This window comes from Streptomyces sp. 1114.5, from assembly GCF_003635085.1.
Taxonomy (GTDB): Bacteria; Actinomycetota; Actinomycetes; order Streptomycetales; family Streptomycetaceae; genus Kitasatospora.
This window is the reverse complement of sequence record NZ_RBXE01000001.1, coordinates 425,117-439,871: the sequence shown is the minus strand read 5'-3', so window position 1 is coordinate 439,871 and position 14,755 is coordinate 425,117. Positions and strand designations below refer to the sequence as shown.

8 protein-coding genes are annotated in these 14,755 nt (G+C 74.2%); 6 read left to right on the top strand and 2 right to left on the bottom strand.

The features are described 5' to 3' along the window. The first annotated feature begins 143 nt into the window (after positions 1-143). Positions 144-1,322, top strand: a complete 1,179-nt coding sequence (moeZ, locus tag BX285_RS01825; protein WP_097236352.1) for an adenylyltransferase/sulfurtransferase MoeZ — start codon at positions 144-146, stop codon at positions 1,320-1,322. Positions 1,323-1,395: 73 nt separating this feature from the next. On the opposite strand, the gene BX285_RS01820 is transcribed toward moeZ, so the two are convergent. Then, positions 1,396-4,146 (bottom strand): lysylphosphatidylglycerol synthase transmembrane domain-containing protein, encoded by a 2,751-nt coding sequence (locus tag BX285_RS01820; protein ID WP_097236351.1) that lies wholly within the window; start codon positions 4,144-4,146, stop codon positions 1,396-1,398. 134 nt (positions 4,147-4,280) lie between these two features. Here BX285_RS01820 and BX285_RS01815 point away from each other — a divergent pair, with 134 nt between their 5' ends. The 4 genes from BX285_RS01815 (at position 4,281) to BX285_RS01800 (ending at position 12,888) form a co-directional block, all read left to right on the top strand. Then, positions 4,281-4,649: an MGMT family protein gene (locus BX285_RS01815; RefSeq protein ID WP_121174287.1), complete on the top strand. Its 369-nt coding sequence runs from the start codon at positions 4,281-4,283 to the stop codon at positions 4,647-4,649. A 164-nt stretch (positions 4,650-4,813) separates the two neighbouring features. Then, on the top strand, positions 4,814-8,176 hold the full coding sequence (locus tag BX285_RS01810) for an ATP-dependent DNA helicase (protein WP_121174286.1): 3,363 nt from the start codon (positions 4,814-4,816) through the stop codon (positions 8,174-8,176). Between the two features lie 108 nt (positions 8,177-8,284). Continuing rightward, the gene (locus BX285_RS01805) at positions 8,285-11,509 is read left to right on the top strand and encodes an ATP-dependent DNA helicase (RefSeq protein WP_121174285.1); all 3,225 of its coding nucleotides are present in this window, start codon (positions 8,285-8,287) and stop codon (positions 11,507-11,509) included. A 194-nt stretch (positions 11,510-11,703) separates the two neighbouring features. After that, positions 11,704-12,888 (top strand): PP2C family protein-serine/threonine phosphatase, encoded by a 1,185-nt coding sequence (locus BX285_RS01800; protein WP_121174284.1) that lies wholly within the window; start codon positions 11,704-11,706, stop codon positions 12,886-12,888. 4 nt (positions 12,889-12,892) lie between these two features. Here BX285_RS01800 and BX285_RS01795 read toward each other — a convergent pair whose 3' ends face one another. After that, positions 12,893-13,864 carry an endonuclease/exonuclease/phosphatase family protein gene (locus tag BX285_RS01795; protein ID WP_121174283.1) on the bottom strand — a complete coding sequence of 324 codons (972 nt, stop codon included), beginning with the start codon at positions 13,862-13,864 and terminating at the stop codon, positions 12,893-12,895. 152 nt (positions 13,865-14,016) lie between these two features. Here BX285_RS01795 and BX285_RS01790 point away from each other — a divergent pair, with 152 nt between their 5' ends. Next, on the top strand, positions 14,017-14,658 hold the full coding sequence (locus tag BX285_RS01790; RefSeq protein ID WP_121174282.1) for a PadR family transcriptional regulator: 642 nt from the start codon (positions 14,017-14,019) through the stop codon (positions 14,656-14,658). Positions 14,659-14,755 lie beyond the last annotated feature (97 nt).

Below are 14,755 nucleotides of genomic sequence, written 5' to 3'. Positions count from 1 at the left end.
CCGTCTCGCCCATCGGACGGGCTGTCTCGGAATAGCGGTGGGACGTGACACTGTTGGCCTAGAGAGCCACCCGAGTGGCGGAGCAACAACCCCACAGCGAGGCTGGCCCTGGCCATCCGAACAAGACATCCATCGGAGTCCCCGTGTCGTTGCCACCCCTGGTCGAGCCGGCCGACGAGCTCACCGTCGACGAGGTCCGCCGGTACTCCCGCCACCTGATCATCCCCGACGTGGGCATGGCCGGGCAGAAGCGGCTGAAGAACGCCAAGGTGCTGTGCGTCGGCGCCGGCGGCCTCGGTTCGCCCGCGCTGATGTACCTGGCGGCGGCCGGGGTCGGCACGCTGGGCATCGTCGAGTTCGACGTGGTCGACGAGTCCAACCTGCAGCGCCAGATCATCCACGGCCAGGCCGACATCGGCCGGTCCAAGGCGGAGTCGGCGCGCGACTCGGTCAAGGAGATCAACCCCTACGTCGACGTGATCCTGCACGAGGAGCGCCTCGACAACTCCAACGTCATGGAGATCTTCTCCGGCTACGACCTGATCGTGGACGGCACCGACAACTTCGCCACCCGCTACCTGGTGAACGACGCCGCCGTGCTGCTCGGCAAGCCGTACGTGTGGGGCTCGATCTACCGCTTCGACGGCCAGGCCAGCGTCTTCTGGGCCGAGCACGGCCCCTGCTACCGCTGCCTGTACCCGGAGGCCCCGCCGCCGGGCATGGTCCCCTCCTGCGCCGAGGGCGGCGTGCTGGGCGTGCTGTGCGCGTCCATCGGCTCGATCCAGGTCAACGAGGCGATCAAGCTGCTGGCCGGCATCGGCGATCCGCTGGTCGGCCGGCTGATGATCTACGACGCCCTGGAGATGAACTACCGCCAGGTGAAGGTCCGCAAGGACCCGAACTGCGCGGTCTGCGGCGAGAACCCGACGGTCACCGAGCTGATCGACTACGAGGCCTTCTGCGGCGTCGTGTCGGAGGAGGCGCAGGCCGCCGCCGCCGGTTCGACCATCACCTCGGCGCAGCTCAAGCAGTGGCAGGACGACAAGGAGGACATCTACCTCATCGACGTCCGCGAGCCCGGCGAGTACGAGATCGTCAACATCCCCGACGCGGTGCTGATCCCGAAGAACGAGTTCCTGATGGGCGACGCGCTGGAGAAGCTGCCGCAGGACCGGAAGATCGTGCTGCACTGCAAGTCGGGCGTGCGCTCGGCCGAGGTGCTGGCCGTGGTCAAGGCCGCGGGCTTCGCCAACGCCGTCCATCTGGGTGGCGGCGTGCTCGGCTGGGTCAACCAGATCGAGCCGCACAAGCCGGTCTACTGACCGACGCGTCCACGTCGAAGGGCCCGCCTGTCCGGCGGGCCCTTCGTCATGCGGTCGGCGCGCGTCCGTCCGGTCAGAGCGCGTGCCTGCGCTGCAGCACGTTGTAGGCGATCCAGCCCGGCAGGACGGGCAGCCAGAAGGTGAGCGCCCGGTAGAGGAACACCGCCGGGGTGGCCACCGCCGGGGACACGTCCGCGACGGTCAGGGCGCCGATCAGGGCGACCTCGACCGGGCCGATGCCGCCCGGGGTGGGGATCGCCGAGCCGGCCGCGTTGGCGGTCAGGAAGACCACCGCGACCGCCGAGAAGCTGACGTCGCCGCCGAAGGCCTGCACCGAGAAGTCCAGGCACGCGGTGAAGGACAGGGTCAGCAGCAGGATGCCGCCGAAGCCGGTGACCAGCTTGCTGGGCGTCTGCATCAGGTCGAGCATCCGCGGCACCACGCCGAAGAACAGCGAGCGCAGCCGGCCCAGCACGAACCGGCGCAGCGGTGCGACGGCCGCCACCACCAGGGCGAGCACGGCCGCCGTCAGCACCCCGATGATCACCGCGCGGGAGGCGGAGAGGTCGCCGTTGGTCTGGCTGCCGGTGATCAGGCCGAAGCTGAACAGCAGCAGCAGGTGCCCGGCCAGGCCGGCCAGCTGCGAGGCGCCCACCGAGGCCACCGCCTGCCCGGAGCGGATGCCGGCCTTCTGCAGGTAGCGGGTGTTGAGTGCGATGCCGCCGATCGCGGCGGGGGCGACCAGCTTGACGAAGGACCCGGCCAGCTGGGCGGCGACGGTGCGCCGGAACGGCAGCCGCTCGGGCACGAAGCCGGTCAGGCTCATCGCGGCGGCGACGTAGCTGAACGCGGCCGCCAGCAGGGCGGCCGCCGCCCAGGCCCAGTTCATCTGGGAGAGCTTGAGCTGGGCCGGCTTGATGGTGGTCAGGGCCAGGTAGGCGGCGAAGGTGAGCGCGATCACCATGATCAGCGTCTTCGGCTTCAGCCGTTCCAGCTTGGCGGGCTCCATCGGCGCCTCGGGGGCGATCTGCAGGATCTGGCCGCGGATGCGGCTCAGCAGGTCCTCGCCGGCCGCCGCGATGTCCTCCTCGGCCTGCTGCTGGGTGCGCTCGCCGGCCGCGACCTGCGCCAGCGCCCTGGCCCGGGCGGCGGCCTTGCGCTCCTTGGCGAGCTTGGCGAGGTCGATCCTGGTGGAGCGGCTCATCCCGACCGGCTGGAGCAGCGGCAAGGCCTGCGCCACCCGGTCGGCGCCGAGCACCGCGTTGGCGGCGGCGACGGCCCGCTCCGGGCCGATCCGCAGCGCGAAGGTGGTGAGCAGCTGGGCGACGTCGATGCGCAGGGTGAGGTCGGTGGCGGCGATGTCGCCGCCGGAGAGGTTGACCAGGCAGCCGCTCTTCGCGTCCACCACCAGCAGCGACTCGCCGGTCAGCCGCCGGTGGGCGATCCGGCGCTCGTGCAGGGCGGCCACCGACTGCCAGAGCGAGGCCATCACCTGGTCGGTGACCTCCTCGTCGGCGAGCTCGTCCAGGGTGCGGCCCTCGACGTTCTCGTACACCAGGATCGCGGCGTCCGGGCCGAGCTCGGAGGTGGCGACCAGCTGCGGCGCGTGGGCGCCCGAGGCGGCCGCCGCGTACGCGATCAGGGCCTCCTGCTCCAGCGCCTGGCGCAGCGACTGCGGGCTGCGGCGCACCGCGACCGAGCGCAGCCGCAGCCGCCGCCAGGCCCGGTAGAAGAAGCCGGAGGCCTGCTGCTCGCGGTCGATGATGTGGACGTCCAGCGGCGGGCCGGCCTGCTGGGTGACGTAGTAGCGGCGGGTGCCGCCGGGGGCGTCGGGGGCGCGGTGGGCGCCGTCCGGGGTGAAGCCGACCTTGCGCAGGCCGATCATCAGGTGCTTGCCGGTGGGCCGGATGTTCGGGGAGCCGATCGCGTACAGCGTGCCGTAGGCGACGGACCAGCCGATCAGCACGGTGAGCATCAGCGACAGCGGGGTGGTGTAGCCGCCGAGCAGCTCGGTGACCCCGCTGAAGACCACCACCACCCACAGGGCGACCCGCCAGCGCGGTCTGCTCGACATGCCGACGGCGGTCATGTAGGCGATCACCGGCGCGAGGTAGCCGTGCACCGGGTCGGTGAGGGTGCCGTTGCTGTCCAGCGGCAGTCTGGTCAGCGCGTCCCGGATGTGTTCGGAGGCGCCTTCGGCCACCCACCAGTCGATGCCGAGCGAGACGCCGTACGCGAGCACCGAGGCGAGCACGCCGTCGGCGACCCGCAGGCCGTCGCGTTTGATCAGCCGCTCGACGGCGAAGGCCAGCGGCACGGCGAGCACCGCGACGCTGGAGACCAGGCCGGTGATGGTGGAGAGCACCGCGGAGAAGTGCGGCGCGTTGGTGGCGATGTCCTGCTCGATGCCGGTGGTGGTCGAGGTGGCGATGCCGGCCAGGACGAAGACGGCGACGATCCCGAAGACGCCGGCCAGGAAGCGGATCAGGTCGGACGGGCGGTGCGCGCGGGCGGCGAGCAGCGGCTCGTCGACGTCCAGGTGCGGGGCGTCGTCCAGCGGGTCCAGGTGGTCGGGCGGTGGCTCCGGGGCGCCGGCCGGTGCCGGGACGGCGGCCTTCGGCGGCTCGGCCGGGGGCTCGGGCCGGGTGGGCCGTTCGGGCTGCGCGGGCGCGGGGGTCTTGATCGTCCGGTCCTTGATCAGGGAGACTTCCGGCGCCGGCGCCGGTTCGGGCCGGCCTTCGGCTCCGCCGTCCGGCGCCGGGGGCACGGCGGCAGCGGACTCGTCGGAGTCCTTGTCCACGCCCACGTCAGCCGTCCCGGTCATCTGGTCTTGTCCTCGTATCACCACTCACCGCCCCGAAGATGGTGGCATGCCCCGACCCCCCGTGCTGGACAGGGGGCGGATCGGGCGCGGCGGTTCGTTCGCCCGGAGCCGCGGGTGCGCCCCTGTAGGGAAGAATGCCGCAGGTGACGGACGTAACAGACGACGGCCTCCCGGACGCCCTACCGCCCTTCGCCGAACTGGTGCTCGACCTGACCGAGCGGATTCCACCCGGCCGGGTGATGACCTACGGCGACGTCGCCGAGTACCTCGGCCAGGGCGGGCCCCGGCAGGTCGGCCGGGTGATGGCACTGTACGGCGGCTCGGTGCCCTGGTGGCGGGTCATCCGCGCGGACGGCCGCTTCCTGCCGGGCCACGAACAGCGCGCCCTCGCCCACTACGGCGAGGAGGGCACCCCGCTGCGCGAACTCGCCGACCCGCCCCGGGTCGACCTCAGGCGGGCCCGCTGGGACGGGGAGCCGGTCCCTGAGGCCGCCGATTCCTGAGGTCGCTGATTCCTGAGGTCGCTGATTCCTGAGGGAGCCGATTCCCGAGAAAGGTCCGCACGGACGGGATTGACAGGGGAGGATCGTAGGCTCGATGGGGGCGGGCCCCGGCGGGCCCGCCCCCGCCGTGCCCCCCGTTCCACCGTTCGACCCCAGGACCGTCCGTGAGTTCCCCCTACCGGCTCGTGCGCAACCCGCTCGTCCAGCCCGATCCACCGGTGCTGGACGCCTATCAGCGCGCCGTGGTCGAGCACACCGGAGGCCCGCTGCTGGTCCTCGCCGGGCCGGGCACCGGAAAGACCACCACCCTGGTCGAGGCCGTCGCCCGGCGCATCGCCGACGGCACCGACCCCGAGCGGATCCTCGTCCTCACCTTCAGCCGCAAGGCCGCGACGGAACTGCGCGACCGGATGGCCGGCCGGCTCCGCAGCACCGCCGCCGCCCCGCAGGCCACCACCTTCCACTCCTTCTGCTACGCCCTGCTTCGCGCCCACCAGGACCCGCAGGACTACGCCGAGCCGCTGCGACTGCTCTCCGGCCCCGAGCAGGACGTCATGGTCCGCGAACTGCTCGCCGGCGGCGCCGAGGACGCCCGCCTCGGCAGCTCCCGGATCCCCTGGCCGCTGGACCTGCGGGCCTGCCTCACCACCCGCGGCTTCGCCGACGAGGTCCGCGCCGTCCTCGCCCGCAGCCGCGAGCTCGGCCTCGGCGAGGCCGAACTGGAACGCTTCGCCCAGGGCGTCCAGCGCCCCGACTGGGCCGCCGCCGCGCACTTCCTGGCCGACTACCTCGACGTGCTCGACCTGCGTGGCGTCCTCGACTACGCCGAACTCGTCCACCGCGCCGTCCTGCTCGCCGAGCGCCCCGACGTCGAGGAGGAACTGCGCGGGCGCTACGACGTCGTCTTCGTCGACGAGTACCAGGACACCGACCCCTCCCAGGTCCGGCTGCTGCGCCGGCTCGCCGGCGGCGGACGCGACCTCGTCGCGGTCGGCGACCCCGACCAGTCGATCTACGCCTTCCGCGGCGCCGACATCAACGGCATCCTCGACTTCCCGCAGACCTTCCGCCGGGCCGACGGCAGCCCCGCCGAGGTCAAGGTGCTGCGCGTCTCCCGCCGCTCCGGCGCCCTCCTGCTCGCCGCCTCCCGGGAGATCGCCCGGCGGATGCCGATGGGCCGCCTGCCCGCCGACAAACTCGCCCAGCACCGCGCCCTGCTGCCCTCCCGCGAGGGCGGCCGGGTCGAGGTGTACACCTACCCGACGCCCGGCGCCGAACTCGACTCGATCGCCGACCTGCTGCGCCGCGCCCACCTGGAGGACGGCGTGCCCTGGGGCGAGATGGCCGTCCTCGTCCGGGCCGGCGCCCGCTCCATCCCCGGCGTCCGGCGGGCGCTCGGCGCCGCCGGCGTCCCCCTGGAGATCGACGGCGACGACCTGCCGCTGCGCGAGGAGCCGGCCGTCGCCCACCTGCTGCTCGCCCTGCGGGTCTGCGCCGAGCAGGCCGCCCGGCAGAACGCCCTCGACCGGCAGGGCGACCCCGGCGACGAGGACACCGCCTCGATGGCCGGCGCCGACACCCCGGACCCGCTCACCACCGAACGGGCGCACGCCCTGCTCACCGGCCCGCTCGGCGGCCTCGACGGCTCCGACCTGCGACGCCTGGGCCGCGCCCTGCGCGAGGAGGAACGCGCCGCCCTGCGCGCCGACGGCCGTCCCGCCGCCGCCCCGCGCCCGGCCGGCGAGCTGATCCGCGAAGCCCTCGCCGAACCCGAACGCCTCGTCGCCCTCGACCCCGCACACGCCCGCCGCGCCCGCGACCTCGGCACCCTGCTGCGCAAGGTCCGCGAGATGCTGGCCGGCGGCTGCACCGCCGAGGACGCGCTCTGGGAACTGTGGGACGGCAGCCGCCGCTGGCGCGAGCGCCTGGAGCGGGCCGCCCTGCGCGGCGGCGCCGCCGGCCGCAACGCCGACCGCGACCTGGACGCGCTGTGCGCCCTGTTCGAGACCGCCGCCCGCGCCGAGGAGCAGGTCACCGGCCACCGCAGCGCCCTCGACCTGCTCGCAGAACTCGAAGCCCAGGACATCGCCGCCGACACCCTCACCGTCCGGGCCGTACGCCCCGAAGCCGTCCGGCTGATGACCGCCCACCGCTCCAAGGGCCTGGAATGGCGCCTGGTCGTCGTCGCCGGCGTCCAGGACGGCCTCTGGCCCGACCTGCGCCGCCGCGGCTCCCTGCTGGAAGCCGACCGGATAGGCCGCGACGGCCTCGCCGAACCGCTCTCCCCGGCCGCCCTGCTCGGCGAGGAACGCCGCCTCTTCTACGTCGCCGCGACCCGTGCCAGGGAACGGCTGGTCGTCACCGCCGTCAAGGCCCCCGCCGACGACGGCGACGAACCCTCCCGCTTCCTGCGCGAGCTCTACCGCGAGGACGTCGACCCGCGCACCGGCAAGGTGGTGCGCCGCACCCCGCCGGTCACCGTCGAGGACGTCACCCACCGCCCGCGCCGCCCGCTGTCCGTCGCCGCGCTCGTCGCCGAACTGCGGGCCGTCACCGTCGACCCCGCCCGCTCGCCCGAACTGCGCCGCGCCGCGGCCGAACGGCTCGCCACCCTCGCCGCCGCCACCGACGAGGAAGGGCTGCCGCTGGTGCCCGCCGCCCACCCCGCCCGCTGGTGGGGCCTGGACGACCCGACCGCCGCCCCCGAACCGCTGCGCGACGCCGAGCTGCCGGTGCGGCTGTCCGGCAGCGGCCTGGAACAGCTGGAGAACTGCTCGCTGCAGTGGTTCCTGGACAAGGAGGTCAAGGCGCGCGGCGCCGGCTCCGCCGCCCAGGGCTTCGGCAACGTGGTGCACGCCCTCGCCGACGAGGTCGGCTCCGGCCGCACCCCCGCCGACCTCGCCGTCCTCATGGAACGCCTGGACACCGTCTGGGACGCGCTCGCCTTCGACGCGCCCTGGAAGTCCCACCAGGAGAAGACCGAGGCCCGCGCCGCCCTGGAACGCTTCCTCAACTGGCACGTCCTCGAACGCGGCCGGGACGTCGTCGCCACCGAGCACGGCTTCGACGTCACCCTCGACGTCGGCGGCGTCTCGGTGCGCATCCGCGGCTCGATGGACCGGGTCGAGAAGGACGCCGCCGGGCGCGCCTACGTGGTCGACTTCAAGACCGGCAAGCAGATCCCCACCGACAAGTCGCTGCCCGAGCACAAACAGCTCGCCGTCTACCAGCTCGCCGTCCGGGCCGGCGCCCTCAACCAGCTGCCCGGCTTCACCGAGCACCCCCCGGACACCGGCGGCGCCGAACTCGTCCACCTGCGCGAGCCCTCCGCCAAGGCCGCCCAGGACGCCCCCAAGATCCAGCGGCAGGAGCCGCCGGAGGGCGAGCCCTGGATCGAGAACCTGCTCGCCGAGGCCGCCGGGAAGGTCCTCGCCGAACGCTTCGTCCCGCAGACCGGCGGCGGCTGCGACCGCTGCACCTTCCGCCGCAGCTGTTCGGCGCAGCGGGACGGGGCGCAGCTGCTTTGATGGCGCGCCCCTTCGGCTCGGGGCGCAGCCGGCGGAGTAGCTGCCGAGTAGCCAGGGTCACCCCGGCCGGGCGTCCGGAGTGTCGGCTGCGACCGTTACGGTTGCGGGGTGACCGCCGTGCTCAGCCATCCCGACCAGCTCAAGGAGCTGCTGGGGATCCCGTTCAACCGGGAGCAGATGGCGGCCATCGGAGCCCCGCTGGAACCGGCCGTGATCGTGGCCGGCGCCGGCTCCGGCAAGACCACCGTGATGGCCGCCCGGGTGGTCTGGCTGGTCGGCTCCGGCGCGGTACGGCCCGAGGAGGTGCTGGGCCTCACCTTCACCAACAAGGCCGCCGCCGAGCTCTCCGAACGCGTCCGCACCGCCCTGCTCCGGGCCGGCGTCGCCGACCGGGACGCCGTCGAACCGCTCGGCGACCCGGAGATCTCCACCTACCACGCCTTCGCCGGCCGCCTCCTCAAGGAACACGGCCTGCGGATCGGCATCGAACCGGACGTCCGGCTGCTCGCCGACGCCACCCGCTTCCAGCTCGCCGCCAAGGTGCTGCGCACCGCCCGCGGACCGTTTCCCGCGCTCACCGGCACCTTCGCCAACCTGGTCGCCGACCTCACCGCCCTGGACGGCGAACTCGCCGAGCACCTGGTCGAGCCGCAGGCCCTGCGCGACTTCGACGAGCAGCTGCTGGACACCCTCGCCACCGTCAAGCTGACCAACGACGACCTGCGGGCCGTCCCGGCCACCGCCCGCGCCCGGCAGGAGCTGCTGCGCCTGGTCGAGGACTACCGCCGCCGCAAGCAGTCCGCCGGGCTGATGGACTTCGGCGACCAGATAGCCGCCGCCGCCCGCCTCGCCCAGCAGCGCCCCGAGGTCGGCGAACTGCTGCGCTGCCAGTTCCGGGTCGTCCTGCTGGACGAGTACCAGGACACTTCCGTCGCCCAGCGGCTGATGCTGGCCGGCCTGTTCGGCGCCGGTCCGGACGGCGGGGGCCCGGACGGCCGGGGGAGCGGCCACCCGGTGACCGCCGTCGGCGACCCCTGCCAGGCGATCTACGGCTGGCGCGGCGCCTCCGTCGCCAACCTCGACGAGTTCCCCCGGCACTTCCCCAAGGCCGACGGCCGCCCCGCCGACCGCTACGCGCTCAGCGAGAACCGCCGCAGCGGCGGGCGCCTGCTCGCCTTCGCCAACACCCTCGCCGCGCCGCTGCGCGCGATGCACGAGGGCGTCGAGGCGCTGCGCCCGGCCCCCGGCGCCGAGCAGGACGGCTTCGTGCGCACCGCCCTGCTGCCCACCCACGCCGAGGAGGTCGACTGGCTCGCCGACTCGATCGCCCACCTGGTGCGCACCGGCACCGCGCCCGGCCGGATCGCCGTGCTGTGCCGCGGCGGCGCCGCCTTCCCGGACATCCATGCGGCGCTGGTCGCCCGCGAGGTGCCGGTCGAGGTGGTGGGCCTGGGCGGGCTGCTGCAGTTGCCCGAGGTGGCCGACCTGGTGGCGGTCTGCGAGGTGCTGCAGGACCCGACGGCCAACGCCGCGCTGGTGCGCCTGCTGATCGGCCCGCGCTGGCGGATCGGCCCGCGCGACCTCGCCCTGCTCGGCCGGCGGGCCGCCGAACTCGTCCGCACCGAGCGGCCCGAGGGCGTCGAGGCGCTGGCCGCGGCCGTCGCCGAGGCCGACCCGACCGAGGTGGTCTCGCTGGCCGACGCGGTGGAGACCTTCCTGGACAGCGACCAGCCGGACGAGCTGCCGTTCTCCGCCGAGGCCCGGGTGCGCTTCGCCCGCCTGGCCCAGGAGCTGCGCGAGCTGCGCCGCTCGCTCGCCGACCCGCTGATGGACGTGCTGCACCGGGTGCTGACCGCCACCGGCCTGGAGGTCGAACTCGCCGCCTCCCCGCAGGCGCTGGCCGCCCGCCGCCGGGAGACCCTGCACGCCTTCCTGGACGTCGCCGCCTCCTTCGCCGACCTCGACGGCGATCCGGGCCTCGCCGCCTTCCTCGGCTTCCTGCGCGCCGCCCAGGAGTACGAGCGCGGCCTGGACAGCAGCCTGCCCGGAGGCGAGGACACCGTGAAGGTCCTCACCGCTCACAAGTCCAAGGGCCTGGAGTGGGACGTGGTGGCCGTCCCCGGCCTGGTGCGGGGCGCGTTCCCCTCCGCCACCCCGCGCGAACGCTGGACCAGCGCCAAGCGCGTGCTTCCGCACGCCCTGCGCGGCGACGCGGCGACCCTGCCCGACGTGCGCGGCGGGTGGAACAGCAAGACGATGACGGCCTTCAAGAAGGAGCTGGCCGAGCACTCCGGCACCGAGGAACTGCGCCTGGGCTACGTGGCGTTCACCCGCCCGCGTTCGCTGCTGCTGGCCTCCGGGCACTGGTGGGGGCCGAGCCAGAAGACCGTCCGCGGGCCGTCCGCCTTCCTGGAGGCGCTGCGCGAGCACTGCGAGGAGCCCGGGGCCGGCGAGGTCGAGCACTGGGCCGCGCAGCCCGAGAAGGGCGCCGAGAACCCGGCACTGGCCGCGCCCGTCGAGCACCCCTGGCCGCTGCCGCTGGATCCGGCCGCGCAGCACGCCCGCCGCCGGGTCGCCGAGGTGGTGAACGCGAGGATCGCGGGTGCTGCTGCTCCCGACCCCGAGGAGATGGCCCCCGAGGACCAGCGGCAGGTGGCCTCCTGGGACCGTGACCTGACCGCGCTGCTGGGCGAGTTGGAGCGGTCCCGGCGCACCGTGCGGGAGGTGCCGCTGCCCGCGGCGCTGTCCGCGACCCAGCTGCTGCGGCTGGCCGCCGACCCGGACGGCTTCGCGCACGACCTGGCCCGTCCGATGCCGCGGCCCCCGCAGCCCGCCGCCCGGCGCGGCACCCGCTTCCACGCCTGGGTGCAGTCCCGGATCGAGCCGCTGCTGCTGGTCGAGCCCGGTGCGCTGCCCGGTGCCGACGACGACGGCATCGAGGACGAGCAGGACCTGGAGCGGCTCAAGGAGGCGTTCCTGCGCACCCCGTACGCGCAGCGCAAGCCCTACCGGGTCGAGGCGCCGTTCCAGCTGGTGCTGGCGGGGCGGGTGGTGCGCGGGCGGATCGACGCGGTCTACCGGGACGGTGACCGGTTGTCGGGATCCGGTGGTGCGTCACGCTACGAAGTGGTGGACTGGAAGACCCACCGCGAGGAGACCGCGGATCCGCTGCAGCTCGCGGTCTACCGACTGGCCTGGGCCGAGCAGATGGAGGTCGACCCCGAGCTGGTCACGGCTTCGTTCCTGTACGTCCGCAGCGGGCGGATCGAGCGTCCGGCAGGACTTCCCGACCGAAAAGAGTTGGAACGGCTCCTGATCGGGAACAGTGACTAATGAGTCACGCAGTGCATCCAAGTCGTCACGCCAGTGCCCGAAACCTGTGTGTCACGCACGTTTCGCGCCTATTGTGGGGTCGGTAACCGGTCAACTCCCGTACTCCGGCCGCCAGCGAGGCCCGCATTCCCTAACCCTCAGTCATCACCGCAGGTGCCCCCGGGCATCGGCGTCTTCTGCTGGAGAGTCCGAAGTTGAGCGCGACCGGATGGATCAGAGAGCGGTTCACCGGGCCGGCCCCGGCGCCCGCTTCCGGCGCGACCGGCACCTGGCCGAGGACGGCGCTCGCGCTGCCCTTCCTCGGCATGGCGCTGATCGTCGTCCTCGACTACCTCAGCGGCACCGAGGTGACGGTCGAACCCGCCCTCACCGCCGTACCCGCGCTGGCCGCCGTGGTCAGCCGCCGCACCTGGTACCCGTTCGTCATCGGCCTGTGCACCGAGGCGGCGGCCTTCCTGATGGCCTTCCGCAGCGACGCGCTCCACGAGTCCGTGCACGCCGCCAGCGTCATCGCGATCCTGCTGGTCGCCACCATCGGCTGGGTCAGCGCCACCCTGAGGCTGCGCCAGGAACGGGCGCTGGCCGACGCCCAGCTGGTCGCCTCGATCGCCCGCCGGGTGCTGCTGCGCCCCGTCCCCGAACGGGTCGGCACCGTCCGGGCCGCCGTCCACTACGAGGCCGCCGCCGCGCACGCCCGGATCGGCGGCGACCTCTACGAGGTGGTCAACACCCGGCACGGCGTGCGGGCCGTGGTCGGGGACGTGCGCGGCAAGGGCCTCGGCGCGGTCGAGACGGCCGCCGCCGTGCTCGGCGCATTCCGCGAGGCCGCCCACCAGGAGCCCGCACTGGACCGGGTGGCCGGCTGGCTGGCCGTCAGCCTGGACCGCGCCCTGCACGAGAACGACCACCCCGGCGTGGAGGAGGAGTTCGTCACCCTGGTGCTGATCGGCGTCCGGCCCGACGGTTCCGCCGAGATCGTCAACTGCGGCCACCCCGCCCCGCTGCTGCTGCGCGGAAGCCAGGTCGCGGCGCTCGAACTCGCCGAGACCGTACCGCCGTTGGGCGTCCTCGACCCGGCCGACGTCCGCCCGCCGGTGCACCGGGTGCCGCTGCTCGGCGGCGACCGCGTGCTGCTCTTCACCGACGGAGTGATCGAGGCCCGCGACCGCGCCGGCACCTTCTACCCGCTCGCCGAACGCTTCCCGCGCTGTGCCGACGGCCACCCCGCCGACGTCCTGCAGCGTCTGCACGAGGACGTGGTGCGCCACGTCGGACGCCAGCTCGGCGACGACGCGGCGATGCTGCTCCTGCAGTACGACCCCCCACCCGCCAGCATCCTCCAACTCCCGCAGCAGGCCGGGGTCCTGACCCGCCACTGACCTTCTAGAGCGAGACCTCGACCAGCAGCGGCCGGTGGTCCGAGACCTCCGTGCGCGGCGCCGCCGCCGGGCCGACCGCCGTGCGCGGCACACCGATCGCCAGCACGTGGTCGAACTGCACCGCCGGCCGGTGCGAGGGGTAGGTCGGCGTGCGCGCCAGGTCGTACCAGCCCTGCAGCCGCGCCCGGGGCTCGCGCACCCGCCGCCGGCGCGGCTCGGTCAGCTGCGGCCGTGCCCGCCGGGCCGCCCGCAGCTCCCGCACCCGGGCCCGCGGCGCGGTGCGCTCCAGCACCGTCGCCCCGCCGAGCACCGTGCGCGGCACCGCGCCGACCAGGTTGAAGTCGCCCAGCACCAGGTACGGCTGCGGCAGGTCGGCGATCCACCGCCGGATGCCCGCGAGCTGCGCCATGTTCCAGCCCGGCACGAAGGACAGGTGCGCCGCCACCACGGTGAACGGCCCGCGATCGCCCTCCAGCACCGCCGCCAGCGCCGCCCGTGGCTCGTCCGGCACCGGGGTCAGTCCGCGTCGACCGGCCACCCGCAGGGGCAGGCCGAACGGTGCCGGGGCGAACCGTCGGGCCCGCCAGTGCCGTACCGGAAGCCTGGTCAGCAGGGCCGTCCCGTACGAGGGCGGGGCGTCGTCGTCCACCTCGCCGGGCCCGTACACCCGCAGGCCGTTCGGCCCGTCCGGCTCCTGCAGCCAGCCGGCCACCGGGGCCGGGCGCCCGTGCAGGGCGGCGGCGAAGCGCCAGTCCTTGGCGCCCATCGCCGCGGCGGCCACCGCGGCCTGGTCGGTGCCGCCGGAGCGGGCCTGGCCCCGGTCGACCTCCTGGAGCGCCAGCACGTCCGCGTCCAGCTCGGCCACCGCCCGGGCCAGCGGGGCGCCGGGGTCGGGCGGGTAGGGCCGTGGCGCGCCGTCCGGGGCGAGCGGCTGACCGTGCAGGAGGTTGAAGGTGGCGATGCGCAACTGGCTCACACCGCACGACGGTACCCGGTCGCCGGGGGGGAGGGGGCGCGGCTGAGGGGGTGCCGGCTTGACGGGGGCGACTGGAAAGGGCGCGGCTTGCGGCGTGCGGCTGGAGAGGCGCGGCTTGAGGCGGTGGGGCATACCGGGTATACATACTCGGTATGTCCATCCGTCACGGTCTGCTCGCCCTGCTCGACCAGGGCCCGCGCTACGGCTACCAGCTGCGCACCGAGTTCGAGGCGCGCACCGGCGCCACCTGGCCCCTCAACGTCGGGCAGGTCTACACCACGCTGTCCCGGCTGGAGCGCGACGGCCTGGTCGAGCCCGCGGGGGAGGACGAGGACGGCCACCAGTTCTACGCCGTCACCGACGCCGGCCGCACCGAGCTGCGGGCCTGGTTCGACACCCCGGTGCCCCGGACCAACCCGCCGCGCGACGAACTGGCCATCAAGCTCGCCATGGCCGTCACCGTCCCCGGCGTGGACGTCTCCGCGGTCGTCCAGGGCCAGCGCCGACACAGCATCAAGGCGCTGCAGGACTACACCCGGCTCAAGGGCCGCGCCCTGGCGGGGGAGTCACGCCCCGGCGTGGTGCCCTCCGCGAGCAACGACCTCGCCTGGCTGCTCGTCCTCGACCAGCTGATCTTCCAGACCGAAGCCGAGATCCGCTGGCTCGACCACTGCGAGACCCGGCTCGCCCAGCAGGCCGAAGCCCTGCAGGCCGAGGCCCGGGCCGCCGAGGCCGGCGGCGGCAGGGGCACCGCGCCCGCGCCCGCCAAGCGCGGCCGCCGACTGCGTGCCTGAACGCCCGAGCGCCTGAACGCCCGAGCGCCCGAGCGCCCGCGGACTTGAACGCCTGCGCTTCGGGTGCCCCGGCACCGAACCACCGGCTCGGACCCCG

Coding starts and splice junctions, on each gene's coding strand:
- BX285_RS01820 (WP_097236351.1), bottom strand. CDS start 4,146: ATGACCGGGACGGCTGACGTGGGCGTGGACAAGGACTCCGACGAGTCC.
- BX285_RS01790 (WP_121174282.1), top strand. CDS start 14,017: ATGTCCATCCGTCACGGTCTGCTCGCCCTGCTCGACCAGGGCCCGCGC.
- BX285_RS01815 (WP_121174287.1), top strand. CDS start 4,281: ATGCCGCAGGTGACGGACGTAACAGACGACGGCCTCCCGGACGCCCTA.